General features: G+C 61.0%; 19 protein-coding genes and 3 pseudogenes. 10 read left to right on the top strand and 12 right to left on the bottom strand.

Annotated features, from left to right (window positions below; genetic code table 11):
• Positions 1-133: 133 nt before the first annotated feature.
• The 9 genes and pseudogenes from Q7V03_RS10130 to Q7V03_RS10165 all read right to left on the bottom strand — a co-directional run.
• A pseudogene (locus Q7V03_RS10130) lies at positions 134-1,305 on the bottom strand (molybdopterin-dependent oxidoreductase); the annotation flags it as partial.
• A pseudogene (nirD, locus tag Q7V03_RS10135) lies at positions 1,302-1,633 on the bottom strand (nitrite reductase small subunit NirD). The pseudogenes nirD and Q7V03_RS10130, both read right to left, overlap by 4 nt.
• Entirely contained in the window at positions 1,630-4,065 is a 2,436-nt protein-coding gene (gene nirB / locus Q7V03_RS10140) for a nitrite reductase large subunit NirB (protein ID WP_304925482.1), read from the bottom strand. Before nirB ends, nirD begins: the two are co-directional and overlap by 4 nt.
• Positions 4,065-5,708: pseudogene (locus Q7V03_RS10145) on the bottom strand (ABC transporter ATP-binding protein). Before Q7V03_RS10145 ends, nirB begins: the two are co-directional and overlap by 1 nt.
• 5 nt (positions 5,709-5,713) lie before the next feature.
• Complete coding sequence (locus tag Q7V03_RS10150; RefSeq protein ID WP_304925483.1) at positions 5,714-6,799, bottom strand: ABC transporter permease; 1,086 nt, start codon at positions 6,797-6,799, stop codon at positions 5,714-5,716.
• A 65-nt stretch (positions 6,800-6,864) separates the two neighbouring features.
• The gene (locus Q7V03_RS10155) at positions 6,865-8,223 is read right to left on the bottom strand and encodes an ABC transporter substrate-binding protein (protein ID WP_304925484.1); all 1,359 of its coding nucleotides are present in this window, start codon (positions 8,221-8,223) and stop codon (positions 6,865-6,867) included.
• A gap of 252 nt (positions 8,224-8,475) precedes the next feature.
• On the bottom strand, positions 8,476-8,895 hold the full coding sequence (locus tag Q7V03_RS23865; RefSeq protein ID WP_370651102.1) for a hypothetical protein: 420 nt from the start codon (positions 8,893-8,895) through the stop codon (positions 8,476-8,478).
• A 51-nt stretch (positions 8,896-8,946) separates the two neighbouring features.
• Entirely contained in the window at positions 8,947-9,648 is a 702-nt protein-coding gene (locus Q7V03_RS23870; RefSeq protein WP_370651103.1) for an ABC transporter substrate-binding protein, read from the bottom strand.
• On the bottom strand, positions 9,645-10,229 hold the full coding sequence (locus tag Q7V03_RS10165) for an ANTAR domain-containing response regulator (RefSeq protein WP_304925560.1): 585 nt from the start codon (positions 10,227-10,229) through the stop codon (positions 9,645-9,647). The genes Q7V03_RS23870 and Q7V03_RS10165 overlap by 4 nt, the downstream gene beginning before the upstream one ends.
• 286 nt (positions 10,230-10,515) lie before the next feature.
• Between Q7V03_RS10165 and Q7V03_RS10170 the strand changes: the two genes are divergently transcribed.
• From Q7V03_RS10170 to Q7V03_RS10180, 3 genes are all read left to right on the top strand, one after another.
• The gene (locus Q7V03_RS10170) at positions 10,516-11,247 is read left to right on the top strand and encodes a DeoR/GlpR family DNA-binding transcription regulator (RefSeq protein WP_304925485.1); all 732 of its coding nucleotides are present in this window, start codon (positions 10,516-10,518) and stop codon (positions 11,245-11,247) included.
• Between the two features lie 151 nt (positions 11,248-11,398).
• Positions 11,399-12,400, top strand: coding sequence for a deoxyribose-phosphate aldolase (gene deoC, locus Q7V03_RS10175; protein WP_370651104.1), 1,002 nt, complete (start codon positions 11,399-11,401; stop codon positions 12,398-12,400).
• A gap of 3 nt (positions 12,401-12,403) precedes the next feature.
• Positions 12,404-14,782 (top strand): aldehyde dehydrogenase family protein, encoded by a 2,379-nt coding sequence (locus tag Q7V03_RS10180; RefSeq protein WP_304925486.1) that lies wholly within the window; start codon positions 12,404-12,406, stop codon positions 14,780-14,782.
• Positions 14,783-14,795: 13 nt separating this feature from the next.
• Here the strand turns inward: Q7V03_RS10180 and Q7V03_RS10185 are convergent, their stop codons facing one another.
• From Q7V03_RS10185 to Q7V03_RS10195, 3 genes are all read right to left on the bottom strand, one after another.
• A complete protein-coding gene (locus Q7V03_RS10185; protein WP_304925487.1) occupies positions 14,796-15,758 on the bottom strand; it encodes a dihydrodipicolinate synthase family protein in 963 nt (320 codons plus the stop codon).
• 135 nt (positions 15,759-15,893) lie between these two features.
• Positions 15,894-16,598, bottom strand: a complete 705-nt coding sequence (locus Q7V03_RS10190) for a GntR family transcriptional regulator (protein WP_304925488.1) — start codon at positions 16,596-16,598, stop codon at positions 15,894-15,896.
• Between the two features lie 59 nt (positions 16,599-16,657).
• Positions 16,658-17,341, bottom strand: coding sequence for a GNAT family N-acetyltransferase (locus Q7V03_RS10195; RefSeq protein ID WP_304925489.1), 684 nt, complete (start codon positions 17,339-17,341; stop codon positions 16,658-16,660).
• 177 nt (positions 17,342-17,518) lie between these two features.
• On the opposite strand from Q7V03_RS10195, the gene Q7V03_RS10200 reads away from it, so the two are divergent.
• The 7 genes from Q7V03_RS10200 (at position 17,519) to Q7V03_RS10230 (ending at position 25,454) form a co-directional block, all read left to right on the top strand.
• Positions 17,519-18,310, top strand: coding sequence for a DUF1007 family protein (locus tag Q7V03_RS10200; RefSeq protein ID WP_304925490.1), 792 nt, complete (start codon positions 17,519-17,521; stop codon positions 18,308-18,310).
• The gene (locus tag Q7V03_RS10205; RefSeq protein WP_304925562.1) at positions 18,234-19,103 is read left to right on the top strand and encodes a nickel/cobalt transporter; all 870 of its coding nucleotides are present in this window, start codon (positions 18,234-18,236) and stop codon (positions 19,101-19,103) included. The genes Q7V03_RS10200 and Q7V03_RS10205 overlap by 77 nt, the downstream gene beginning before the upstream one ends.
• 350 nt (positions 19,104-19,453) lie before the next feature.
• Positions 19,454-21,070, top strand: coding sequence for a glucan biosynthesis protein (locus Q7V03_RS10210; protein ID WP_304925491.1), 1,617 nt, complete (start codon positions 19,454-19,456; stop codon positions 21,068-21,070).
• The gene (locus Q7V03_RS10215; RefSeq protein WP_304925492.1) at positions 21,067-21,255 is read left to right on the top strand and encodes a hypothetical protein; all 189 of its coding nucleotides are present in this window, start codon (positions 21,067-21,069) and stop codon (positions 21,253-21,255) included. Before Q7V03_RS10210 ends, Q7V03_RS10215 begins: the two co-directional genes overlap by 4 nt.
• A 4-nt stretch (positions 21,256-21,259) precedes the next feature.
• Complete coding sequence (gene mdoH / locus Q7V03_RS10220; protein ID WP_304925493.1) at positions 21,260-23,047, top strand: glucans biosynthesis glucosyltransferase MdoH; 1,788 nt, start codon at positions 21,260-21,262, stop codon at positions 23,045-23,047.
• Positions 23,040-24,182 carry an OpgC family protein gene (locus tag Q7V03_RS10225; protein WP_304925494.1) on the top strand — a complete coding sequence of 381 codons (1,143 nt, stop codon included), beginning with the start codon at positions 23,040-23,042 and terminating at the stop codon, positions 24,180-24,182. Before mdoH ends, Q7V03_RS10225 begins: the two co-directional genes overlap by 8 nt.
• 324 nt (positions 24,183-24,506) lie before the next feature.
• Positions 24,507-25,454, top strand: a complete 948-nt coding sequence (locus Q7V03_RS10230; protein WP_304925495.1) for a GAF domain-containing protein — start codon at positions 24,507-24,509, stop codon at positions 25,452-25,454.
• The last annotated feature ends 154 nt before the right edge of the window (positions 25,455-25,608 follow it).

Here is a 25,608-nt window from a genome sequence, read left to right on the forward strand (position 1 = left end):
GGTTGCTGAGGGCATAACGCCGAAAATCGGCAACACACACGACGGCCGTTCGCGCCGAAGGGCCGGACAACAGGCTCACCAATCCAGCCGAAGGAAAACCGTTCCAGTTCCCAGACTATTTCAGCGGCCTGTTAATGCTGCCATCCGCCACAGCGCGGAACATATCAACCGCCTTTAGCCCCGGCTTTTGTGCCATTGCAGGGCTGTGCCAGAAGGTTTGCACAGCGTCGCGGTGGCTTTGGTGCTCAATATCCAGATGGCAGGCGAGCATATTGGCGAGGCCCCCGACCTCGCGCCCGCCCATCGCATTGGGCTGACCTGTGACCGAAAACGGCCCCATGCCGGGGCGACCGATGCGCCCGGTGGCAAGATGGCAATTGATGATCGCGTTGACCTTATCGCTGCCCGACGAGGACTGGTTTATGCCTTGGCTATAGACGGTGACGACCTTTTCTGTGCTGGTCCACAGCCGCAAGAATGCGGCCAAATCGGCTGCGGGCAGGTTCGTCTCTGTGGGATCACTGGCACAGGCGGCGGCCAGGGCCTCGGGGTAGCCTGGACGTTGGCGAGATAGTTAAGGTCAACCGCCCCCGTGTCTGCAATCGCTACCAGCAGCGCGTTGAACAAGGCCGCATCCGATCCCGGCGCTATCGCCAAATGCTGGTCAGCAATGTCGCAGGTGGCGGTGCGCCTAGGGTCGATCACTACGATTTTCATCGCAGGGCGGGCAGCTTTGGCGGCCGCAATGCGCTGATAGAGCACCGGATGACACCACGCGAGGTTCGATCCGGTCAGCACCACCAGATCGGCCAACTCCAAGTCTTCATAAAGCCCCGGCACGGTATCAGAGCCAAACGCGCGCTTGTGTCCCGCGACCGAGGACGCCATGCAAAGTCTTGAATTGGTGTCAATATTGGCGGATCCGACGAAACCCTTCATCAGTTTGTTGGCGACATAGTAATCTTCGGTCAAAAGCTGCCCCGAGACATAAAACGCCACTGCATCCGGGCCATGATCGGCGATCACCTTGGAAAACCGCTTGGCAACCACGCCCAAAGCATCGTCCCAAGCCACATCTTGCCCGAACACGCGGGGGGCCAGCAAGCGCCCCTCCAGCCCCACGGTTTCGCCCAAAGCGCTGCCCTTGGAACACAGTCGCCCCTTGTTCGCCGGATGATCGGGGTCGCCCTTCACACTTAACCCGCCCTTGCCATCTGCCGCAGCCAAGATGCCACAGCCGACGCCGCAATAGGGGCAGGTGGTGCGAATCTGGCCGGGTTCCAGCGAGAGAGGCTGCAGAGTCATACGGCTGTCCTGCGGCCCAAACGGCTGGCATCCAGCAAAATCCGCCCCGCTTCGATCCGCGCCGGATAGCTGCTTACAAACCCTTCATCCCCCCCTGCGCCATGCCGGTTTCCAAGCTGAAAACCCAAGCGTGCAACGGGCAGGTGACGGAAGTGCCATGCACGATGCCTTCCGACAGCGGCCCGCCCTTGTGCGGACAACTATCGTCAATCGCGAACTCCCTATCTTTGGCGGTGCGGAACACCGCCACGCAGCCCTGAGCCGTCTTCACCACCCGCGCGCCTTGCTGCGGGATGTCGGCCAATGCGCCAATGTCGATCCAGTTCATTCGGCGGCCTCCAGCGAAAGATCGGCCATCGGGGCCCATTGCGCCAGCCGATCGGGTTTGGTCAGCTCCGCCCATGGGTCAACCTGATAGACCGATTGCGACAGCATAAAGCGGTCATACAAAGCGTGGCGCACCGTCAGATCGGCTATCTGCTCTTGGCACCAGCCAAGCCCCACCTTGGCCACCCATTTGTAAATCCGGTGCAGATAGCGGCTGTTTTCACGGTAAAGCTGCACGAAGGCGGCGATGATTTCCATGGTTTCCGCCTCGGTAATGGCGTTGCAAAGAAATTCGGTTTCGCGCACATCCATGCCTGCGGCACCTGCCACCGAAATCTCATAACCACTATCGACGCAGACCACGCCCACATCCTTGCAGGTCGCTTCCGCACAGTTGCGCGGGCAGCCGGACACGCCGAGTTTCACCTTCGCAGGCGTCCAGGACCCCCACAAAAGCTTCTCCAGCTTGATGCCCAGACCGGTAGAATCCTGCGTGCCAAAGCGGCAGAAATCAGTGCCGACACAGGTTTTCACCGTCCGCAGGCCCTTGGCATAGGCGTGGCCCGACACCATCCCCGCCGCGTTCAAATCCTGCCACATCGCGGGCAGATCTTGCTTTTTCACCCCTAACAAATCAATCCGCTGCCCGCCCGTCACCTTCACCAGCGGCACATTGTATTTATCCGCCGCATCCGCAATCGCGCGCAATTCATCTGGCGTCGTCACCCCACCCCACATCCGTGGCACCACCGAATAGGTGCCATCCTTCTGAATATTGCCGTGGTTGCGCTCGTTCACAAAACGGCTTTGGCGGTCATCGACATATTCGGTCGGCCAATCGGCGATCAGGTAGTAATTCAGTGCCGGACGACACGAAGCACAGCCGCCGACCGAGCGCCAACCAAGCTCCTGCATCACCGCCGGGATCGACTTCAACCCTATCGACTTGATCAAACGCCGCACATCCTCATGTGTGTGATCGGTGCATTTGCACATCGTCGGGTTGGCGTTGGCGGTAAAGCTGTCGCCCAGCGTCACCGCCATCACTTGTTCCACCAGCCCGGTGCAAGTGCCGCAACTGGAGCTGGCTTTCGTCGTCGCCCGCACCAGGTCCAAAGTAGTGGCCCCACCGAGGATCGCATCAACGATTTTACCCTTACAAACGCCGTTACAGCCACAAATCTCCGCGCTAAGAGGCAAGGCTGCAACGGCTGCCATAGGGTCCGCTTGGGCACCCCCTTGATAGGCCGGGCCGAAGATTAAAGTTTCCCGCATCGGGGTTACATCAGTGCCATCTTTGATCAGCCCGAAGAACCAGTTGCCGTCGGCGGTATCGCCATACATCACCGCACCCAGCAGCTTGTCGCCCTCAATCACCAGCCGCTTGTAAACGCCGCGCGCCGGGTCGCGGAACACGATATCCTCGCGCCCCGGACCGTCGGCGAAATCGCCAGCCGAGAACAGATCGCAGCCCGTCACCTTCAGCTTGGTCGCGGTCTGCACTGGACGGAACGCGCTGTCCTGCCCCAGCAAAGCCTGCGCCAGAACCTTCGCTTGGTCATACAAAGGCGCCACAAGCCCGAACAACTGCTTGTTATGCTCCACACATTCGCCCACCGCCCAGATCGACGGATCGCTGGTCTGCATCGCATCATTGACGGTGATGCCGCGCCCTACATCCAGATGCGCGTCATTCGCCAGCCGCACTTCTGGCCGGATGCCAACCGCCATGCACACGATATCGGCGTCATAAACTGTGCCATCCTCAAGCAGAACGGCCTCTACCCGCTCATGCCCAAGGATAGCCTTGGTCGCCCCCTTGCAGTGGATTTTCATCCCCCGCGCCTCCAGCGACTTTTGCAGCAAATAGCCCGCAGCGGGGTCGAGTTGCCGCTCCATCAGATGGCCCATGATGTGAATGACCACCACCTCCATGCCGCGCAATTGCATCCCGGCAGCGGCCTCAAGCCCCAGCAAACCGCCGCCGATCACCACTGCCTTTGCCCCCGGTTTGGCCGCCGCGATCATCGCATTGGTATCTTCCAGGTCGCGGTAGGTGACCACGCCGGGCAGTTTGTGCCCCTGCACTGGAATGATGAACGGCGCGGATCCGGTGGCGATGATCAACTGATCATAGTGGGTCTCCACCCCGGCGCTGGTCACGGTTTTGGCGTCGCGGTCGATCTTGGTGACGGCATGACCCAGCACGGTTTTCACCCCGCGCGTGGCATACCATGCCTCATCATGGGTGACGATTTCCGCGTAGGTTTTCTCACCTGAAAGCACCGGCGACAGCATGATGCGGTTGTAATTTCCGCGCGGCTCGGCGTTGAACAAAGTGATATCAAATGCATCCGGTGCCAGTTCCGTCAGGCTTTCCAGCACCCGGCCCGAGGCCATGCCCGCACCGATGACGACAAGTTTCTGTTTCATCAGGCTACGTCCTTCTTCTTGTGGCCGTGTTCGTATTCTTCAAGGAATGAAAGCACTTCACTGCGGTAGTGATAGTAATCTGGATGTTCCAGTAAGCTGCGGCGACTGCGCGGGCGCGGCAGTTTAACTTCCGTGATCTTGCCGATTGTGGCGTTCGGTCCGTTGGTCATCATCACCACGCGATCGGCCAACATAATCGCCTCATCGACATCATGCGTCACACACACCGCAGTGACTTTGGTGCGGCTCCACACCTCCATCAGCACTTCTTGAAGCTCCCACCGGGTCAGGCTGTCGAGCATTCCAAAAGGTTCATCCAGCAGCAGCAGTTTGGGTGACAGCGCAAAAGCCCGCGCAATACCAACCCGTTGCCGCATCCCGTTCGACATGTCGGTGGCTTGGCGATTCATCGAGTCGGCTAAACCGACACGCTCCAGATAGTATTCGACTACCTCTTGCCGCTCGACTTGCGTCGATTTCGGGTAAACCTTATCCACCCCAATCGCGACGTTTTCCTTCGCGGTCAGCCAGGGAAACAGGTTCGGCGATTGGAACACAACGGCGCGTTCGGGGTCGGTGCCTTCAACGTGGGTGCCGTCCAGCGTGATCGCCCCCTTCGAGATTGCGTTCAGCCCCGCAGTCATCGTCAACACGGTGGATTTGCCGCAACCGGAATGGCCGATCAGGCTGACGAACTCGGCCTTCTTCAGCACCAGATTGAAATCCTCAACCACCGTCAAAGGCCCCTTTGGCGTCGCATAGACCTTGTGCAACTGCGAATAGCGCAGATAGCGCGCGTCCATCGCCGAATTGGCGGCCTTTGCATAGGCGCTGGGCAAAGCGTGGCGCGGGGTCAAAGCTGGCAGCAGGCGGGTTTCCGGCAGCTTTGATTTGATGCCGACATCCATGAGGTAAGCGGTGACATCAGCGCGCAGGGCTTTGAAATCATTGCTCTCGTTCATCGCATTGCGGTCGCGGGGTCGCGGCAGATTGACCGGGAAAGCCGCACCCAAAGTGCCATCAGGGTTCAGGCACAGGATGCGGTCGGCCAGCACCAAAGCCTCATCCACATCATTGGTGATCAGCACGACCGTGCGCTTATCCGCCGCCCAGATCGCCTCAATTTCCGTGGCTACATTGCCCCGTGTCAACGCGTCTAGCGCCGACAAAGGTTCGTCCATCAGCAGCACTTCGGGCTGCATCGCTAAGGCGCGGGCCACTGCAACGCGCTACCGCATCCCACCGGAAAGTTCCGCTGGGCGCCGATCTGCGGCGTGCCCCAAACCGACCATCTGGATCTATTTCTGCACCAGCGCGGCGCGTTCAACCTTGCTGCCTTTCGACACCGCATCCACCGCCAGCCCGATATTGCCCGCGACTGTCAGCCACGGCATCAGCGCATAGGATTGAAACACCAAACCGCGCTCTGGCCCCGGCCCCGTCACCGGCGCACCCTTGAAATTGACCTCACCGCGATCCGGTAAAGTCAGGCCCGCCATCAGGTTGATCAGCGTGGTTTTACCCGAGCCAGAGAACCCAAGGATCGCCAGAAACTCTCGATCTTGCACCTGAAAGCTTAGGTTGCGCAGCACGGGCTTATCGCCGTAGCCCTTGGAAACGTTGTTGAATTCTAGGATGCCCATCTCGCTCACCGATTGTTCGAGAAGGTGAGCAGCGATTGCAGCGCAAACATCACCCGGTCCAGCAGGAAGCCGATCACGCCAATCGTCAGCACCGCGACCATGATCTTGGCCAGTGATTGTTCTGACCCGTTCTGAAACTCATCCCAGACGAACTTGCCCAACCCCGGATTCTGCGCCAGCATTTCCGCCGCAATCAGCACCATCCAGCCCACCCCCAAAGACAGCCGCAGCCCGGTGAAAATCAGCGGGAAGGCCGAGGGCAACACCAACCGCGTGATCTTTTTCCACAGTGACAGTTTCAGCACCCGGCTGACGTTCACCAAATCCTTGTCAATCGAGGCGACGCCCAAAGAGGTGTTGATCAGCGTCGGCCACAGCGAACACAACGTCACCGTAAACGCCGAAACGATGAAGCTTTTTGGCAGATCGCCATCAGTATACACCGCCGAAACCACCATCGTCACAATCGGCAACCAAGCCAACGGCGATACCGGTTTGAACAGTTGTACCAGCGGGTTGATCGCGGCGTTTGCGGTCGCTGACAGCCCCGCCAAAATCCCCAATGGCACGGCGATGATCGTTCCAATCAAGAACCCCGCGAACACGGTTTTGATCGAGGTAAAAATCTGCGCGTAATAAGTTGGCTTGCCGGTATAGGCCGGGGTTTTCACTTGATCCGGCTTGCCTGCCGCCACCAAAGCCGCGTTTTTCGCGGCCTGTTTGGCGTAGAATTCCTGCCCTTTCACGCCCTCAGCCGCAGCACTCGCGTCCAAAGCAACGGCTTGCTCCCAGACCTGCATAGGCCCCGGAATAGCGCCAAGCGACGTCTGCACCATCGGCGCTAGGCTGGCCCACAGCGCTAAAAATGCGGCAATCGCCAGCACCGGCACCACCGCCAACCGCCAGATTTCCGGCACTTGGCCCCGCGGGTTATCCCCGGCCAAAACCCGCCAGATCGGTGTCATCCAGGCCAGCCCCAGCAGCTTGAACCACTTGTCGCATGTGCTGATCAAACGATACAGCTTGTCCAGCCGCAGCGCACGGTCGGCATTTGGTTCTTCTGGCAAAGCGGCGGGGTCAAGCAGGGTCATTTCAGTCTCCATCAGCGGCGGCGTTGTCAGGCGCATCCGCCAGACAATTCAGAGGGGGTATTGGTTCAGTTGATGATTTCGCCGCCTGCGACGGTCTGGCCGTCTTTCAGCCCAATCGTCAGGCTCTCAATATATGCATTGGGCTTGGTGCCATCATAGGACACACCGTCAATGAAATCGGCAGAAGGCGCGCGGTAGCCATCTGCGTCAAAATCGAACTGATCGGCGGTGGCATGTCCGTCAGCGATCAAAGCCTCGGCCGCGGCTTTGTAGATCTCCGGCTTGTAGACCGATTTGGCGGTTTCAGCGAACCATGCATCGGGTTTCGCTTCACCAATCTGACCCCAGCGGCGCATCTGCGTCAGATACCAGACCGCATCGGAATAGTAGGGGAAGGTCGCGTTGTAGCGGAAGAACACGTTGAAATCGGGGGCAGGGCGCTTGTCACCCTTTTCATATTCAAACGTCCCAGTCATCGAGTTTCCGATCACCGCCGCATCCGCCCCAACATAATCCGGGCTGGACAAGATCGTCACCGCTTCGGCCCGGTTGGCGATGTCATTCTCGTCCAGCCAGATCGCCGCGCGGATCATCGCCTTGGTCAGCGCCAACGTGGTCTGCGGGTTTTTCTCAACGAAGTCAGCGGTCAGGCCGAACACCTTTTCCGGGTTGTTCTTCCAGATGTCATTGTCGGTGATCACCGGCACGCCGATGCCCTTAGCAACCGCCGCTTGGTTCCACGGCTCGCCCACTGCATAGCCGTCGATGGTTCCAGCCTCCAAAGTCGCGGGCATCTGCGGCGGGGGGGTGACGGAAATCAGCACATCGCCACCGATCTGGCCCGACACATCATCCGCCGAATACAGGCCGGGATTGATGCCGCCTGCCGCCAACCAATAGCGGAGTTCATAATTATGGGTGGAAACCGGGAATACCATGCCAAGGTTGAACGGCTTACCCTCGGCGGCATAAGTCTCGATCACCGGCTTTAACGCGGCGGCCGAGATCGGATGCGCAGGCTTGTCGCCCTCCAGCTTCAGCCCCGGCTTCATCGCCTCCCAAGCCGCATTGGAGACCGTGATCGCGTTGCCGTTCAGGTCCATCGAAAACGGCGTCACCAGTTTCGCCTTGGTGCCGTAGCCAATCGAGGCCGCAATCGGCTGACCCGCCAACATATGCGCGCCGTCCAATTCGCCGGAAACCACGCCATCCAGCAGCACCTTCCAGTTCGACTGCGCCACCAAAGTCACCGACAGGCCTTCGTCCTCGAAAAACCCCTTTTCCTTGGCAATCGCCAACGGCGCCATATCGGTCAGCTTGATAAAGCCCAAAGTCAGCTCGGGTTTCTCAATGCCAGACGTCTCGGCAAAAGCCGGGAAGGCAAGCAAGGCGGTGGTGGCAAGCAGGCTGGCGATGCGAGTCATATCTGGTTCCCGAAAAGCCCCGCAACGGGGGCGTTGAAATGCAAAAAGCCGCCAGATCCCATGCCAACAGAGGCAGTGGATCGAGCGGCGGTGCTCGGCTTTTCCCAACTTTGGGGGCAGGCGGTGAAGGCGTCATTGCCTTCGTGCTTGGATTAAATTTGCCGATGCCGCGCTGCGGCGTCAACAAAACGATGTCGGATTTTGTGCGAATTGTGACGATTTCGCAGTTGCAGCATTGCGCTGCCACTTTTTTCAGCGCGCAGGCACGGTCAGGTCGAAGATCCGGGCATCAAAAAAGCGGTCAGCGGGCAGAATCAGTTGGCCACGCTCGGCGGGAACGGCTGTGGGCTGCGCCAAAGCCCCCTCTAGTTTCTCGAACGCTCCGGGCAGAATGGCCCCTGCTGGGCGCAGATGCAAGCGATACAAATCGCTCCGGAACACGTCAGCGGCGGCATCTGCGGCCTCTGCCACATCCAGCCCATGCCGCCCCGCCAAAGACGCCCCAATCCACGCCGCCTGACTGTGCCACGGAAAGCCCGCAGCACCCTCAAAGAAGGTGATCAGCTTCGGCGTCAGGTGCTCGGTGCCATCCGGTGCGGTCACAATCCGACCGGACAACGCCCGCTCCACCAGCTCCGCCGACACCGCAATGCGCCCCTGCGCCGTCAGCATCTCGGCCGCGATGATGTGGTTTTCCGCCCGCCCCAGCCAACGCCCCGCCCGCTACAGCGCCCGCAGTAACGGCCCCGCCAGCGCGGGTTCAGCTTTCGCCCAGCCGGCCCGAGTCGCGAGAACCTTCTCCGGTGCCCGCGCCCACATGGCCGAGGTCGGCAACAGCAGCGTGCCGGAACCGTTTTCCACAGCGACAGAACCCCAAGGCTCGCCGACGCAGAACAGGTCAATTTCACCAGCCTGCAGCGCCTCGGCCATGCGCGGCGGCGGCACGGTGCGGATGTCCAGTTGCGCCGCACTCGCGCCCGAGGCGGCCAGCCAATACTGCAGCAACTCGCGGTGCATTGAAAACGTGTAGGGGACGCCGATGCGCAGGTTTGGCGCAGCCGCCAGCAAAGCCCGCCCCGCCGCAGCCGCATCCACGAAATCAAAGCCATACCCTGCGCTTGCCATCATGACGGCCAGCGCATTGGAGATCCCAATTACATGGCCATTCAGGTTCAGCACACAAAGTGCCTCAAACCGCACCGGGCCACGCCCCAAGCCCAACGCCATCGCCACGGGCACCGGAGCCAACATCTGCGCCGCATCGACCTGACCCACCGCCAGCATATCGCGCAACGCCGCCCAACTGGGGGCGGTGTGCAGATCCAACGTCAGGACCTCCTCCTCGGCAAAACCCAAGGCCTCAGCGATGATCACGGGCGCAGCATCCAACAGCGGCACATATCCAAGGCGCAGGGTCACGCTCATTTGAGCAAATCCGCCGCCAGCACCAGCGCACTTGCCACATCGGCCAGCTTGCGGCCTTGATCCATCGCGGTTTTGCGCAGCAGGGCGTAGGCTTCTTCCTCGGACAACCCGCGCGCGCGCATCAAAATCCCCTTTGCACGGTCGATCGCCTTGCGGTCTTCCAGTGCTTTGCGGGTTTCCGACAGTTCAATCCGCATCTTTTGCAGCATATGAAACCGCGCGATGGCGGCATCGAGGATCGGCTTGATCCGATCCGCCCGCAATCCATCGACGACATAGGCCGACATTCCCGCCTCAATCGCCGCCTTGGTCAGGCTGCCGTCGCTTTGATCAACAAGCATCGCGACCGGGCGCTCGGTCGGCCCGGTCGCCAAAGCCAGTTCTTCAAGCACATCGCGTGACGGATTGCCGGCATCAATCAGCACCAGATCCGGGTTGCGCTGGGCGATCCGACGCGCAAGCCCGGTCTCCTCTGCAATCACCATCACATCAAAATCGCGCGCATCGCGCAGGCCATCGACGATCAGCATTGCGCGGGCGCGATCTTTTTCGACCACAATAATGGAAAGCCGTTGTGCCATGTTATTGGAAGACGGCGGTGTGGCGCGCGAGGAAAGCGCAACTGCAGTCAACAGGGCCAGCATCAGCTCATAGCGCAGGTATGTGATTAAATAATTAGCAAATTCCGGAAGTACGCGATGAAAATATGCAAAACGACAAGGCAGGTCGAAGCCCCTCGCCCTTCGCTGCAATCAGCGAAATAACGGGCGGCAGATAAGCGCGTGGCTGTTTGTTTCATAACAAAAGTTGAAAATCCGCCAGTAATGTTATAAACATAACACGGCATGACTGCCAGGGGGCTACAAAATGACTGCAAAAGATCGCCGCATCATGGCGCTATCGCTGGCTTTGGCAGAGCGAAGGGTGATCCATCTCAAGGAAGCTGCAGCTTTGATGCTGGTGTCAGAAATGACGGTGCGGCGCGATGTAGCCGAAAACCCTGACTTGTTCGGCACGCTCGGCGCACATATCATCCCGGCAGGCAGGCCCGATCTGGAAGCCCCCTATGCCATCGACCGCGCTGCAGAAAGCCATTCCGTCGCCAAGCGGCAAGCCTCGATTTACGCTTTGCGCTATTTGCAACCGGATGAAACCGTGTTCATAGATTGCGGCAGCACGCTGACCCATCTTGTTGATTTGATCCCGGCCGACACCCGTCTTACAGTGGTCTGCTATGCTTTCAACACCGCAGATCGTCTGATTGCAAAGCCAAATATCACACTCATTCTGCTGGGCGGCGTCTATCACCCCACCTCTGCTTCCTTCGCCGGGGCCTCTGGGGCGGACACGCTGAGCGCCTTGGGTATCAATGCTGCCTTCCTCTCCGCCTCTGGTGTAGACCAGCAGCGCGGCGTGTCGTGTGAGCAGTTCCATGAGGTGCCGATTAAGCGCAAAGCGATGCAGATGGCCCAGCGCCGCTATCTGGTCTGCGACCAAAGCAAGATCGGTCGTGTGCGGCCGGCGCATTTTGCGGATATCGACGATTTTGATGCCATTATCACCGAAACCGGGGAGATGCCGCTGAACACCAAAGCTTGACTCAATCCCTCACTCTAAAACCATTGTTGTAAAAATAACAAAAATAATGATACAAAAATAACGAAAGAGCGCAAAGCCGCGAATCGTGTCGAAAGACCCGGGCCGGATTGCCTCGGGAATTTCGCGCAGCGGAGGGCGTTCGGTGACGATAGTGCAACCGGAAACACAGGCCAAGATCGCCTTGGTGCAGCAGGCGGTGGGCCATTCTGCGCGCAACGCGGGCATGCCGCTTGATCTGGAATGGATCGCCCAAACACGGGTCAACCAATCTGCCACAGACAGGCGCGTCATCAGTCTGCCCGGTCGCCGTAGCGTGAAAAAGGATGCGCAGGCGGCATGGCTGCTGAAGGCCCTCACCTGCATCGACCTCACCACGCTCAGCGGTGATGACACAGCAGGCCGCGTCCGCAGGCTTTGCGCCAAAGCCGCACAACCACTGACCCCCGCCCTACAAGAAGCCCTCGGCATGACAGACCGTCGCATCACCACGGGCGCGGTTTGCGTCTATCACCGCTTCGTCGCCACGGCGGTGCAAGCCCTTGCGGGCACCGGGATTCCCGTCGCCGCCGTCTCCACCGGCTTTCCCGCAGGCCTTGCCCCGCATGATGTGAAGCTGCGTGAGATCGCGGCCTCGGTTGCCGACGGTGCCGCTGAAATCGACATCGTGATCACCCGCGAACATGTGCTGACCGGCAACTGGCAGGCATTATACGACGAGATGCGCGATTTCCGCGCCGCTTGTGGTGACGCCCATGTCAAAGCCATCCTCGCCACCGGAGAGTTGAAAACCCTACGCAACGTCGCGCAAGCCAGCCTTGTTTGTATGATGGCGGGCGCGGATTTTATCAAAACCTCGACCGGGAAAGAGGCCGTCAACGCCACGCCCGCCGTGACCCTGACGATGATCCGCACCATTCGCGATTACCATGACCGCACCGGATATCGTGTTGGCTACAAACCCGCAGGCGGCATTGCCACCACCAAAGACGTGCTGATGCAGCAGTTCTTGATGAAGGAAGAATTGGGCCGCCCGTGGCTGGAACCCGACCTTTTCCGCATTGGTGCCTCCAGCCTTCTGGCCGACATCGAACGCCAACTCGAAACCCATGTCACCGGCGGCTATTCTGCCTTCAACCGTCACCCGATCGGATAACCGATGAACATCGCAAAGTATTTCGACGATATGTCCTATGGTCTTTCGCCAGAATCCGACACCGAGGCCCGCGCTTGGCTGGCCCGCCACGATCACAGCTTTGGCCATTTCATCGCGGGCAATTTCACCGCGCCCGAGCACAGCTTTGAAACCTTTGAACCGGCCACGGGCAAGCCATTGGCAAAACTGGCACGCGGCACTGCCACCGATGTCGATGCCGCCGTCACAGCCGCCCGCAAAGCCCAAAGCCCTTGGGCGAAACTCACAGGCCATGCTCGCGCGCGCCACCTTTATGCGCTCGCCCGGATGATCCAGCGCCATGCTCGTATGATCGCGGTGGTCGAGGCCATCGACAACGGCAAACCCATCCGCGAAACCCGCGACATCGACGTCCCCCTCGCCGCCCGTCATTTCACCCACCACGCCGGCTGGGCGCAACTGCAAGCCACCGCCTTCCCCAATCATGCGCCCGTGGGCGTGGTCGGCCAGATCATCCCGTGGAACTTTCCGTTCCTGATGCTGGCATGGAAACTCGCCCCCGCGCTGGCTTTGGGCAACACCGTGGTGCTGAAACCCGCCGAATACACCTCGCTGACCGCCCTGCTGTTTGCCGAATTGGCCCAAGCGGCTGGCCTGCCCGCAGGCGTGCTGAACATCGTCACAGGCGAAGGCGACACCGGGGCGCTGATCGTCGATCACCCCAGCATCGACAAAGTCGCCTTCACCGGATCAACCGAGGTCGGTCGCCTGATCCGCCAACGCACCGCAGGTACGGGCAAGTCGCTGACACTGGAACTCGGCGGCAAATCTCCGTTCATCGTGTTCAACGATGCCGATCTTGATGGCGCTGTCGAAGGCGTCGTCGATGCGATCTGGTTCAACCAAGGCCAAGTTTGCTGCGCCGGATCGCGCCTGTTGCTGCAAGAGGGCATCGCAGACGATTTCATCCGCCGCCTGAAACGCCGGATGGATACCTTGCGGCTGGGCTCCCCGCTGGACAAATCCATCGACATGGGCGCCATCGTCGCCCCGGTGCAAGCCGACCGCATCCGCGCAATGGTCGCGCAAGGTGTTGCCGAAGGGGCAACGCTTTATCAGGCTGCGATTGAGCTGCCCGAAAACGGCTGCTTCTATCCGCCCACCCTGCTGACCAACGTGCAGCCCGCCCACACCGTCGCGCAGGAGGAAATTTTCGGCCCCGTTGCCGTCACCATGACCTTTCGCACTCCAGATGAGGCCATTCAACTCGCCAATCACTCGCGCTACGGCCTGTCGGCAAGCATTTGGAGCGAATCCATCAGCCTTGCGCTGCAAGTCGCGGCCAAGGTCGAGGCTGGCGTGGTCTGGGTCAATGCCACCAACCTGTTCGATGCAGCCGTCGGCTTCGGTGGCCGCAAGGAATCCGGCTTTGGCCGTGAGGGCGGTCGCGAAGGCGCTTATGAGTACCTCAAACCCAAAGCTATGGCAGGCCGCAAACTGCGCCCAGAGCCGCCGCTGATCGCTGCCCGCGCGGTATCCAAAACCGAATTCACTGCCCCAACCATCGACCGCACCGCCAAGCTGTTCATCGCAGGCAAACAGGCCCGCCCCGATGGCAACTATTCCCGCCCGGTGCTGACCCGGAAAGGCGCCGTGATCGCCGAAGTCGGTGAAGGCAACCGCAAAGACATCCGCAACGCCGTCGCCGCCGCGCGCAAGGCCGATGGATGGGCCAGCTCCACCGCCCACAACCGCGCGCAAGTGCTGTATTACATCGCCGAAAACCTCTCGGCCCGCGCCACCGAATTCGCCGCCCGCATCAGCGCCATGACAGGCCAAAGCACAGCCAAAGCTGATGCCGAAGTCGCAGCCTCGATTGACCGCCTCTTCAGCTATGCCGCTTGGGCCGATAAATACGAAGGCACCGTCCATGCCCCACCCCTGCGCGGCGTTGCACTGGCGATGGTTGAGCCGATCGGCGTTGTCGGCGTGATCTGCCCGCCCGAAGCCCCCTTGCTGGGCCTGATCAGCCTGACCGCCCCGCTGATCGCCATGGGCAACCGTGTCATTGCCGTGCCATCCGCGCCGCATCCACTGTCGGCGACCGATTTCTACGCGGTGCTGGAAACCTCCGATCTGCCGGACGGCGTCTTGAACATCGTTACCGGCGATCCGCAGCCCTTGGCGGAAGTCCTCGCCACCCATGCCGATGTTGACGCGCTCTGGGCTTTTGGCTCCGAATCCCTATCCGAAACCGTCGAACGCCTCTCCGCCAGCAACCTCAAACGCAGCTTTGTCGATCACGGACGACTCACTGACTGGCGCCACCCCAGCGCCGAAGGTGCCGATTGGTTGCGCCACGCCACCGAGGTGAAGAACATCTGGATTCCCTACGGCGTGTAGTGAATCCAGCCGCTCAGGCCAAACAACGCGCCACAACCCCGCCCTGTTGGCTCCATGCTGCATACCAAGTCGTGAACAGCTTGAACTGCGCCTCGGCATAGCCGCGCTGGCTGGCGCTCAAGACGTCGGTTTCGTTAAAATGCAGCGCATATTCGACCTCGCCCTGCAACTCCAACATGTACTTAAAATACAAAGCCAAATCCGGGCCCTCATCGAACGATGACAGCACAGCAAACGCCGCTTCCAAATCCAAAGCCTTCTGCCGTGCCTCTACATCCCCTGCAGCAGCCGCCCGCGACAGGTTGCACAGGGTCAGCACCGGGCGCGGCAACACGCAACCAATCCCGGTAATCGCCCCCGATGCCCCACAGTTGACAAACCCGTTCACCACCCCGGTATCCACCCCAACCATCAGCGTCGCCCCATCCCCCGCCGAGGTGATGAACTCCCCCGCATGGCGCATCTCAGCAGGGCCACCGAATTCCTTGAAACCCACCAGATTGGTATGCTCGGCCCGCAGCACATTGAACAGATCGGCGCGGGTGACAAAGCCGTAATACGGGCTGTTATAGATCACCGCAGGCAGATCTGGCGCCGCAGACAAAATCGCCTTGAAATGTGCTTTCTGCGCGCTGGGCGAAGGCCCACGTGACAGCACGCGGGGAATAACCATCAGCCCATGCGCCCCCACGTCCGCCGCATGATGCGCAATCGCCACGGCAGAGGCGGTGTTGATCGCCCCGGTGCCGACCACAACCTTGATGCCTGCCGCCACCAGCCGCGCCACGCCTTCCATCCGCTGCGCATCGGTCAGCAGCGGCCAATCCCCCATCGAGCCGCAATAGACCACAGCCGACATTCCCGCCGCGACCAACTCCCGCGCCTTGCGCACCAAAGCGTCAAAATCCGGCGCGCGGTCGGGCGTGCAAGGCGTCATCAAGGCGGGGATCACCCCTGAAAAGATCTCGGCCTGCATCTGGTTATTCCCTGTCAAAGCTGTCGCTGGACGCAATGCAGCACCTGCCGCAGGAATCACTCTGCGCATAAATATACGTATTGTATTTTATTTGTCCACAGTGAGCCGCAAAGGGCCACAATGGGCGTAGTAAGTCTACAAGGCAATATCCTGCCGCTGATCCCGCGCCATCAGCCGCTGAATTTGTCCCACAATCTGATCCGCATGCGCCTTCGCCAGCACATCCGCGCGCGCCACATCCCGCGCCGCAATCGCCGCGATGATGTCCTCGTGCTCGGTGATCACCGAAGCCGGAGGGCAGTTGTCAAACGATTGATAATACAGCCGAAAAATCCGCCGTCCCTCATCCAGCAACCGCAAAAACAGCGCCAAATAATAGGGGTTCCGCCCTGCCTCAGCGATCGCCGCATGAAAGTCGCGGTTGGTGCCGATCATCGCCAAAGCATCATGCGCCTCAAACGCCGCACGATAATCCACCTGATACCCCCGGATCACCTCCAGATCGCCCGCCCGCCAATTCTGCGCCGCCAGCCGCGTCGTCACCCGGTACATCAGCGTGATCGCATCGAAAAACGTGTGCAGGTTCACAAAGTCGATCTGCGACACCATGGTAGAGCGGTTCGGCAAGGTGTCGATCAGCCCTTCCGCCGCCAACCGCGCCAAAGCCTCGCGGATGGGCGTGCGCGAGATCGCAAACCGTTCAGCCAGTTGCACCTCATCAATCGAACTGCCCGGCGGCATCACCAGATCAAGGATATCATCGCGCAGCAGATCATAGACCATCTTAACGCCCGACCCGCGCTTACGTTCAGCCGGTGGAGCAGGGGGCGTGTTGTGCATGGCGCGTTCCTTCTGTGACCCACACAGTTACGCTGACACGCCCCCGCCGATCAACCGCATCACGCACCGAAATCAGCCCGAATATTTTCCAGACGGCGCTTCTGGTTGCCGCTTTCATCGAAGTTATCCGGCGCAAGCCACGCCTCATAGGCAGGCTTCAGCGCCACCCAATCCTTGTCGATCATCGCAAACCAAGCGGTATCCCGGTTCAGCCCTTTGATCACGAAATGCTGGCGAAACAGCCCCTCATACTGAAAGCCAAACCGCAGTGCCGCCTGCTTTGACGGCAGATTGTCGTTGTTGCACTTCCACTCAAACCGCCGATACGCCAGCGTATCGAATGCATAGCGCGCGAACAGGAACAACGCCTCGGTCGCCGCCGCCTTGCGCGCGATCAGTGGCCCCCAATAGATGTTGCCGATCTCGACCACCCCATTGGCCGGATCAATCCGCATCAAGGTCTGCCGCCCCGCGACTTTCCCCGTCGCCTTGTCGATGATGGCAAAAAACAGCGGGTCTGAGCTGCCTGATACCTTCTCGACCCAAGCCGCGAAGCCATCCCGGTCTTGCGGTGGCATTTCGGGCAGCCAGGTGAATCTGGCATCGGCATCCGTCACGGTCGAAGCGTCGTAAAGCTGATCCGCGTGCCGCGGTTCCAGCTTTTCCAGCCGCACATAGCGCCCCTCCAGCGGCACCGCTTCCGGGCGCGGGCGCGGCGTCCAATGCTGCATATTTTCGGCCATCGTCACACTTCCTCTACAAGGCAAGCACAAACGCTAAAGCGTTCCCCGCCAGATAGACAGGGCCAGTGGCAACATCCCGGTCAGGCCAGAATGGCAAGGTTCAGCATTCCTTACGGCTACGGGATTGCCGTTTTCCGTCCACCGCTCTAGGGTCCACCCCTCGCGATGGAGCCCCTGATGAAACCGCTGGTTTTTGCAACAATGCTGCTGTGCTGGACGCAAACCGCCCAAGCCCATCCGCATGTCTTCATCGACACCGGGCTAGAACTGATCTTCGACACCCAGCACCGCGCCACGGGCCTGCGCATCACCTGGAGCTATGATGATCTGACCTCGTTGCAGATCATCACCGACAAGGGCCTTGATCCCGATTTCGACGGTAACCTGACGCCCGAGGAAACCACGCAACTGAACGGCTTTGATATGCACTGGGACGCAGGCTATCCCGGCGACACTTATGCGTCGATGGCAGGCCAACCCTTGCCGCTCTCGGCCCCCTCGGATTGGACCATCGCCTATAAAGATGCCAGAATCCTCTCCACCCACTACCGCAGTTTTGCCACCCCCATTGAGATCAGCCAACCGCTGCGTATCCAAGTCTATGATCCAACCCTGTACGTCGCCTACGACCTGAAACTTGGCACCGTCCTGACCAACGCCGCAGATTGCACCGCCCGCATCCTGCTGCCCGATCTTGACGCCGCCCGCGCCAAACTCGACGCCGCCATCGCCGCCCTGCCACAAGATGCCGAAGCCGCCTATCCAGAACTCGGGGCGATTTCGCCGAGGCTATGGAGGTTACATGCCACCCACCGTCCTGAGCCGCCCAATCATCAGCCCCAAACTGAAACGCAGCCTTCTCAGCCTCGGCGCGCTCCTCGCGCTGATCCTGCTGGCGCTCTGGCTCTCCGGTGGCCTGTTGACTCTGGACCGCTGGGTGATCGAGGCCCAACGCGCCATCCAAAATGAACTTGCCGCCGGGGTGCGCGCCATCAAGCAGGGTAGGCCGGGCGCACTTTCCGCTCTGCTGGCGGTTTGTTTCAGTTACGGCGTGCTGCACGCCGCAGGGCCCAACCATGGCAAGGTGCTGATCGGCGGCTACGGCATGGGCCGCCGCGTCGCATTCTGGTCGCTGGCCAGCATTTCGCTCGCCGCCAGTCTTCCGCAAAGCTTGGTCGCGGTGGCCTTGGTCTACGCCGGGGTTGCGGTTCTGGGCTGGACCCGAGACGCCGCCCAAAATGTCGCGCAAGACGTGATGGCCCCGATCGGCACATTGGCAATCGTGGCGGTGGGTCTGTGGCTGGCAGCACGCGGGTTGCGCAAAATCTGGCGGCAAGCGGTCAGGCATCCGCCACGGGCGCACGACCATGATCACGCCCATCAAGACCATCCCCATCATGACGCCGACTGCGGCCATTCCCACGGCCCCAGCCTCGCCGAAGTCGAACGCGCCACCAGTTGGAAAGACCGCGCCGCCTTGATCATCGGCGTGGCCCTGCGCCCCTGCTCGGGTGCCTTATTCCTGCTGATCCTGACATGGCAACTCGGCATCGCGCTGGCGGGCATCGCAGGCGCTTTTGCGATGGGGCTTGGCACTTCGGTGATCACTGTCGCAGTCGCAGGCATGGCCGTCTGGGCGCGCGAGGGTGCCTTGGCCAACCTTTCATTCCACCGCGTGGCGCAGATATTGCCATGGGTCGAGGTATTGGCAGGCTGCCTGATCACCCTCATCGCCCTCACCCTGCTGACGCAGGTACTGTAACGCCGCCCACCCCTGTCTTTCACCATTTTCTCACCCGAATCCGGGCCAGCCCAGCCGCCAGATCTCCCCATAAAGTCGTCCTCTGTGCAGTTGCAGCACGACTTGCTCCTATATGCGGCAGTTTCTCGCGCATCTCACCACCCTGTGATGGCCGCGAACACATCAGGAATTGACCTTTTGCGCATCCTCCCCCATCTGAGATCATCAATGGGTCTAGGCATCGCGTCAGGCATCCTTTGCGTTTGCAGCATGGCAGGATTGCTCTGGCTGCATAGCATGCGATCTGGCGCGACCTCCGATAACCTGCGAATTACGTTATGTTTTCCCCGAATCGGGGATCAGGAGTGAATATGCCGGGTCAGCCGGGTTTGTCCGCGATCGTCCACCGCCGTTCTGTCCTGGCTTTGCTGGGGACGGCGGCACTGCTGCAATGCAGCACAAGCCTGTCCAACGCCGCTTGGGCCGACACCGCAGCCCCCGCTGCGGCGACCCCGGAAGTCGTCAACTCAGAGCCGTTCAGCTTTGACATTCTCACTGCTGCAATGCAGCAACGGGCGACCACGCCGCATCAATCCCCCGACAAAGTTGAAGGCTTCTTCACCAGCTTCACTTACGACGATTACCAAGCCGTGCAGTTCAACCCGGAGCGTGGACGCTGGGCTGGCCCGAAGGCGGGCTTCAACGTGCAGGCTTTTCATTTGGGTTGGCTGTTCGCCGAACCCGTGCTGATGTTTGAGACCAAAGACGGCATGGCCCGCCCGATGACCTTCTCGACCGACGATTTCCGCTATTACGACCGCGTCGCCGCCCGTGTGCCGAAACACGAACCGCTGCCGGGTGTCGCTGGCTTCCGTCTGAATGCGCCGCTGAACCGCGCCGATCTGTTCGACGAAGTCGTGGCCTTCCTTGGTGCCAGCTATTTCCGCGCTTTGGGCCGCGATAACGCTTACGGTCTGTCGGCGCGTGGTCTTGCGATCAACACCGGCCTTGGCAAGCCCGAGGAATTCCCGCGCTTCTCGAAATTCTGGCTGGAAACCCCGGCACCTTTTGCCCGCGAAGTGGCGGTCTATGCAGCTCTCGAAAGCGAAAGCTGCACCGGGGCTTACCGTTTTGTGATCCGTCCGGGGGCCGAGACCGAAATCGACGTCACCGCCCGGCTGTTCTTCCGCAACGCGGTCGATCAGATCGGCATCGCGCCCTTGACCTCGATGTTCCTGTTCTCGGAAAAAAACCGCGCAGCCTTCGACGATTACCGCCCGAACGTGCACGACAGTGACGGCCTTGCGATTTATCGCGGCGATGGCGACCACATTTGGCGTCCGCTGAACAATCCGCCTCGGCTGTCGGAATCGTATTTCGCCGAAACCAGCCCGCGCGCCTTCGGTCTGATGCAGCGCGACCGCAACTTTGAAAGCTACCAAGACGCCGGCGCGCATTACGAACGCCGCCCGTCGCTGTTGGTCGAGCCTTTGGGCGATTGGGGTAAAGGCGCTGTGCGTCTGGTCGAAATCCCCAGCGCCCTAGAGGTCAATGACAACATCGTCACCTTCTGGGTGCCCGAGGCCAAACCCGTCCCCGGCACGATGATGGAATTCAGCTACCGCCTGCGTTGGGGCGCTTTGGCGCCTGATGTCACTTCGGACATCGCCTTCGTCAAAGAAACCCGCGCGGGGGTTGGCGGCGTCTCTGGCGTCGATAACGCCGATGGCACCCGCAAATTCGTGGTGGATTTTGAAGGCGGCCTGCTCGCCTCGCTGCCGCCCGAAGCCGAAGTCAAAGCCATCGTCACCATCTCCGGCGGCGAAATCGCGCATCAGGCGCTGTCTGAGATCCCCGGCACGGATTTTTGGCGTCTGGTGCTGGACGTCTCCACCACCGAGGGTGCCACGGTGGAACTGGGCGCCCATATCACCGGATATGGCCGCAAACTGTCCGAAAACTGGCTTTATCAATGGGTAAGTGCATGAACGTAACCATTCAAACCGGGGCAAAGCCCGCAGCCAAGCAAATCACGCTGGCCGATCTGATGGCTCCACCGTGCGCCGCCCTTGCCATGCCAAAGCAAGTGCTGACAGCGTCGCCGGGCAGCCTCATGCGGTCCCTGCGCCGCTTGCTTTGGGCCGTAGCCCCGGGCCTGCGCCGCCTCGGCTGATCCGATGGCCCAAAATGCCCCCACCCGCGACCGCACCGTCAGCGCCCGCGCTTTGGCTATTGCCGCAAGCGTTCTGGCCGCCGCAGCCGCGGGCATGGTGTTTCAGATATACGGCGCAGCGGATGGCGTGGGCTTTCTGGACGTGCTGCGCAGCACCTTGATCTTTTTCTCCACTTGGTGGCTGGCTTGGGGTGCAGCCACCGCACTGCTGGGTCTGACCTCACGCCAACGCAACCCGGTTGCCCGCACCAGCGGCGCAATCTTGGGCCGCACCGTGGTGATAGTCCCCGTCTATAACGAAGACCCCCGCATCACCTTCGCCCGCATCGCCGCGATGGATGCCTCGATCCAAGCCACCCACACCAGCGCACAAGTCGATTTCGCCGTACTGTCCGACACCCGCGACGACAAAATCGCGTTGCAAGAACAGCATTGGTTCGCCCGCCTGCTGGCCCGCCAACATGGCGAAGGCCGGATGTTCTACCGCAGGCGTGAGAAAAACACCGGCCGCAAGGCCGGCAACATCGAAGAATTCATCACCTCCTCTGGGGCGGCATGGGATTACGCCGTGATCCTCGATGCCGACAGCCTGATGGAAGGCGACACCATCATCGAGATGATCCGCCGGATTGAGGCAGCCCCCAAGCTTGCCCTGTTGCAAACCCTGCCGCGCGTCGTCGGCGCCACCACCCGCTTTGGCCGCGCCATGCAATTCGCCGCAGGCTTCCACTCGCCAATCTTCGCGCGCGGCCTTGCTGCCACCCAAGGCCGCACGGGCCCATTCTGGGGCCACAATGCCATCGTCCGCATCCGGGCTTGGGCCGAAAGCTGCGGTCTGCCCGAACTGCCCGGCCCCGCGCCCTTCGGCGGCCATATCATGAGCCACGATTATGTCGAGGCCGCCTTGCTCGCCCGTGCGGGCTGGCTGGTGCGGCTGGATGATGACCTTGAAGGCTCGTATGAGGAAGGCCCCGAAAATATCATCGACCACGCCAAGCGTGATCGCCGCTGGTGCCAAGGCAATCTGCAACATGCCAAACTGGTACTCGCCCCCAGCCTGAAACCATGGAGCCGCTTTGTCTTCGTCCAAGGCATCTTCGCCTATGTAGCCCCGCTGATTTGGCTGGCTTTCATCGCGGCCTCGATTGCCGCCGTCTATTGGGTCGAAACCCCCGATTACTTCCCCGAGGCCAACTGGCCGTTCCCAACCTTCCCCAACGACCAAACCCCCAAAGCCATCGGCCTTGCCGTCGGCGTGTTCGGCCTGCTGGTGATGCCTAAACTGTTGGTGGCGCTGGACGCCATCTTCACCCGACGCGCACGCGGTTTTGGCGGCATCGGCGGATCCTTGCGCGCGGTTTTAACCGAACTGGCGCTTTCGTCGCTCATCGCGCCGATTCTGATGGCATTTCAAAGCCGTTCGGTTTTACAGGTGCTTCTGGGACGAGACGGTGGCTGGCCACCAAACAACCGGGGGGACGGCGGGTTGGATATTTCAGAGGCTTGGGCAGCCGGAAGCTGGATCTCTTGGCTTGGTCTTTCGGGTTTGATTGCCACGCATTTGATGGCCCCGGTCCTGACGCTGTGGTTATTGCCGGTCGGGCTGCCGATGGTGGCGGCACCGCTGCTGATCTGGTGGACCTCGCGCATCGCAGGCCCGCAGGCGTTTCCGGTGCCCGAAGATACCACGATCCCGCCAATCCTAACCCGCCACAATGCCGTGCTGACCGCATGGTCGATCGCGGCCTCCGCCCCCAATGCCACGCCGCTGGCGGAGGCCAAGCTTGGCTGAACCCGCGCGCGTCCGGGATTACCGGATAGATCTGCTGCGCGGTATCGCGCTGGTGATGATCTATATCAACCATATCCCCGGCACGATCTACGAGAGTTTCACCTCGCGCAACTTCGGTTTTTCCGATGGCGCCGAAGGCTTCGTGCTGATGTCGGGCATGGCCACCGGGCTGGCCTATGGCGCGGTGTTCCTGCGCGGCGCAAGCTGGCCCGAGGCACTACGGCCATGGCGGCGGGCTTTCACCCTATGGTGGGTGCATGTGCTGGTGGTGGCCTGCATCTTGGCGCTGTTCGCCTTCACCCAGCACGATTCCGAAGTTGCCAAAATGGCGATCAAGCGCAACATCGCCCCGGCACTAGAAAACATGGACGGCTTCGCGCTGCCACTCTCTACCCTTGGCCATCAATTCGCCTATGCCGACATCCTGCCGCTCTATGTCGTGCTGATGCTCTGGGCCCCGGGCCTGTTGGCCTTGGCCGTGCGCTGGCCGAAAGCCTTGATGGCAGGTTCTTTGCTGGTGTGGTTTCTGGCAGGTCTGGCCCGCTTCACCATGCCAACATGGCCTTTGTCGAACGGCTGGTTCTTCAATCCATTCTCGTGGCAGGTGCTGTTTGTGGCCGGGATGCTCACCGGCATCGCCATCCGCCAAAACCGCCGCTGGTTGGCCGTACGCAAATGGCCGCTGTGCTTGGCTTGGGCGTTTCTGATCCTCGCCGCCCTCTGGGTGCAAATCGGCTGGGTGGCAAATTGGGGCGGCCACACCCTTTGGCTGCTGCACGAATACGCCTATTTCCCGGCCGTGTTCACCTCGTTCGAGAAAAGCTTCATCTTCCTGCCGCGCCTGTTGCATATTCTGGCCCTCGCTTATGCCCTCAGCGCCTTGCCCGTGCTGAAAACTGTAGCCAACAGTCCGAAGGCGTCTGGCCTGATCTTGCTCGGTCAACACTCGCTGCCAGTGTTCGCCACCAGCACGGTACTGGCCTATGTAGCCCAAGTCACCAAGGCGATGAACCCACCCTCGTTCCTGCTCGACACCGCCCTGATCGGTGGCGGCTTGGTGATCCTGTACGGCGTGGCATGGCTGCGCGACGGTCAAAAGCGCCAGCAGCAAATCCGGGCCGCAGACACGCTCTAAAAGCATTTGCTCTTTTTAAAATACTCCCGCCGGAGGCACCTGCGGCCACCCAAAAAGCCTCCGGCGGGGATATTTGAGCACAGAGGATGATCCAAACCGTGCGTGCCCGCTATCTTGTGCCTGCGCCATAGCCGGGCCAAACCCACGACGCCTCTGGGAGCATTTCTTGACTAGGCAGGAATGGGCGCGTGTAACCCATTGATTTATAAATGCCGAAAAAGCGCCACGCGTGGACACGCCCACACCGCGCCGCCACACTTGAATTATTCCTCCCAAGCGACATACTCCTACCAGTCCAACCTCCTCGACCGGAGTGTCCCCCCGATGATCCCACGCGGCACCGAAAATCACCTCACCACCATCGAGACCGCCCTCGCCCGCGGTGAGGCTGCCCGGTCCCCCGTGGTCGCCTCATGGAGCCGGTCTGCCCGCCTGCACGGCCTTGACCCCACCAAGCCCAGCCAACCTGATCGGATGACCGCGCAAGAACTTAGCCGGGCCCGCGACCGCACCGCCCCCCTGATCCGCGCCGCCTCCCCGAACCTTGATCGGCTGTTCCAAGCCGTCGGGGCCGTCGGCTGCTGCGTCCTGCTTGCAGATCTTGACGGTGTGCCCTTGGAACGTCGCGGCGCTGCCGTCGATGATACCGTGTTTTCCGACTGGGGTCTCTGGCCCGGCACCCGCTGGTCCGAAGCCCAGCAAGGCACCAACGGCATCGGCACCTGTCTGGTCGAAGAACGTGTCGTCACCATCCACCGCGACCAACATTTCTTCACCCGCAACACCATCCTGTCCTGCATGAGCGCGCCGATCTACGGCCCGCAAGGCAAACTCGCCGGGGTGCTGGATGTCTCGTCGGCCCGCAACGACCTGACCGAAGGTTTCATGGTGTTGATCAGCCAATCCGTCACCGAAACCGCCCAAAAGATCGAAGCCCAAGCCTTCCGCGACGCCTTCCCCACCGCTCGTATGGTGCTGGTCCCCGGCGATCGCGCTTCGGGTGGCCTGCTTGCCGTCGACCCCGATGATCTGGTGATCGGCGCCACCCGCGCCGCCCGCCACCACCTTGGCCTGACTGGCGACCTTGCCCGCCAACCCCGCCCGGCCGCCGATGTGCTGGGCCATTTCCAGCATGAAACGCTGGAAGACGGTGAGCGTGCCGTTCTGATGCGCGCCCTTGCCCGTGCAGGCGGCAATGTCTCGGCTGCCGCGCGCGACCTTGGCATCAGCCGCGCCACCTTCCACCGCAAGCTGGGGCCGCGTCTGATCTAGGCCCGCCCAATCTGGGCCACTTCGATGTAAGTTCCCCCCCTGACCTGTCGCATCCTTGCGACAACTTCCCCCAGCATCGCTTTCCCCCCGGCTGACACAAGCCGCCCTAAAGCGCAGCCTAAGTCCAGTGCCGCGAGGAGGCGGCCGCACAGTC

Source organism: Cypionkella sp. (genome assembly GCF_030652235.1).
Classification (GTDB): domain Bacteria; phylum Pseudomonadota; class Alphaproteobacteria; order Rhodobacterales; family Rhodobacteraceae; genus Cypionkella.

What these genes read in the sequence shown, in the direction of transcription:
- nirB (WP_304925482.1), bottom strand. Translation starts at nt 4,065, where the DNA reads ATGAAACAGAAACTTGTCGTCATCGGTGCGGGCATGGCCTCGGGCCGG.
- Q7V03_RS10150 (WP_304925483.1), bottom strand. Translation starts at nt 6,799, where the DNA reads ATGACCCTGCTTGACCCCGCCGCTTTGCCAGAAGAACCAAATGCCGAC.
- Q7V03_RS10155 (WP_304925484.1), bottom strand. Translation starts at nt 8,223, where the DNA reads ATGACTCGCATCGCCAGCCTGCTTGCCACCACCGCCTTGCTTGCCTTC.
- Q7V03_RS23865 (WP_370651102.1), bottom strand. Translation starts at nt 8,895, where the DNA reads ATGCTGACGGCGCAGGGGCGCATTGCGGTGTCGGCGGAGCTGGTGGAG.
- Q7V03_RS23870 (WP_370651103.1), bottom strand. Translation starts at nt 9,648, where the DNA reads ATGAGCGTGACCCTGCGCCTTGGATATGTGCCGCTGTTGGATGCTGCG.
- Q7V03_RS10165 (WP_304925560.1), bottom strand. Translation starts at nt 10,229, where the DNA reads ATGGCACAACGGCTTTCCATTATTGTGGTCGAAAAAGATCGCGCCCGC.
- Q7V03_RS10170 (WP_304925485.1), top strand. Translation starts at nt 10,516, where the DNA reads ATGACTGCAAAAGATCGCCGCATCATGGCGCTATCGCTGGCTTTGGCA.
- Q7V03_RS10180 (WP_304925486.1), top strand. Translation starts at nt 12,404, where the DNA reads ATGAACATCGCAAAGTATTTCGACGATATGTCCTATGGTCTTTCGCCA.
- Q7V03_RS10185 (WP_304925487.1), bottom strand. Translation starts at nt 15,758, where the DNA reads ATGCAGGCCGAGATCTTTTCAGGGGTGATCCCCGCCTTGATGACGCCT.
- Q7V03_RS10190 (WP_304925488.1), bottom strand. Translation starts at nt 16,598, where the DNA reads ATGCACAACACGCCCCCTGCTCCACCGGCTGAACGTAAGCGCGGGTCG.
- Q7V03_RS10195 (WP_304925489.1), bottom strand. Translation starts at nt 17,341, where the DNA reads ATGGCCGAAAATATGCAGCATTGGACGCCGCGCCCGCGCCCGGAAGCG.
- Q7V03_RS10200 (WP_304925490.1), top strand. Translation starts at nt 17,519, where the DNA reads ATGAAACCGCTGGTTTTTGCAACAATGCTGCTGTGCTGGACGCAAACC.
- Q7V03_RS10210 (WP_304925491.1), top strand. Translation starts at nt 19,454, where the DNA reads ATGCCGGGTCAGCCGGGTTTGTCCGCGATCGTCCACCGCCGTTCTGTC.
- Q7V03_RS10215 (WP_304925492.1), top strand. Translation starts at nt 21,067, where the DNA reads ATGAACGTAACCATTCAAACCGGGGCAAAGCCCGCAGCCAAGCAAATC.
- mdoH (WP_304925493.1), top strand. Translation starts at nt 21,260, where the DNA reads ATGGCCCAAAATGCCCCCACCCGCGACCGCACCGTCAGCGCCCGCGCT.
- Q7V03_RS10230 (WP_304925495.1), top strand. Translation starts at nt 24,507, where the DNA reads ATGATCCCACGCGGCACCGAAAATCACCTCACCACCATCGAGACCGCC.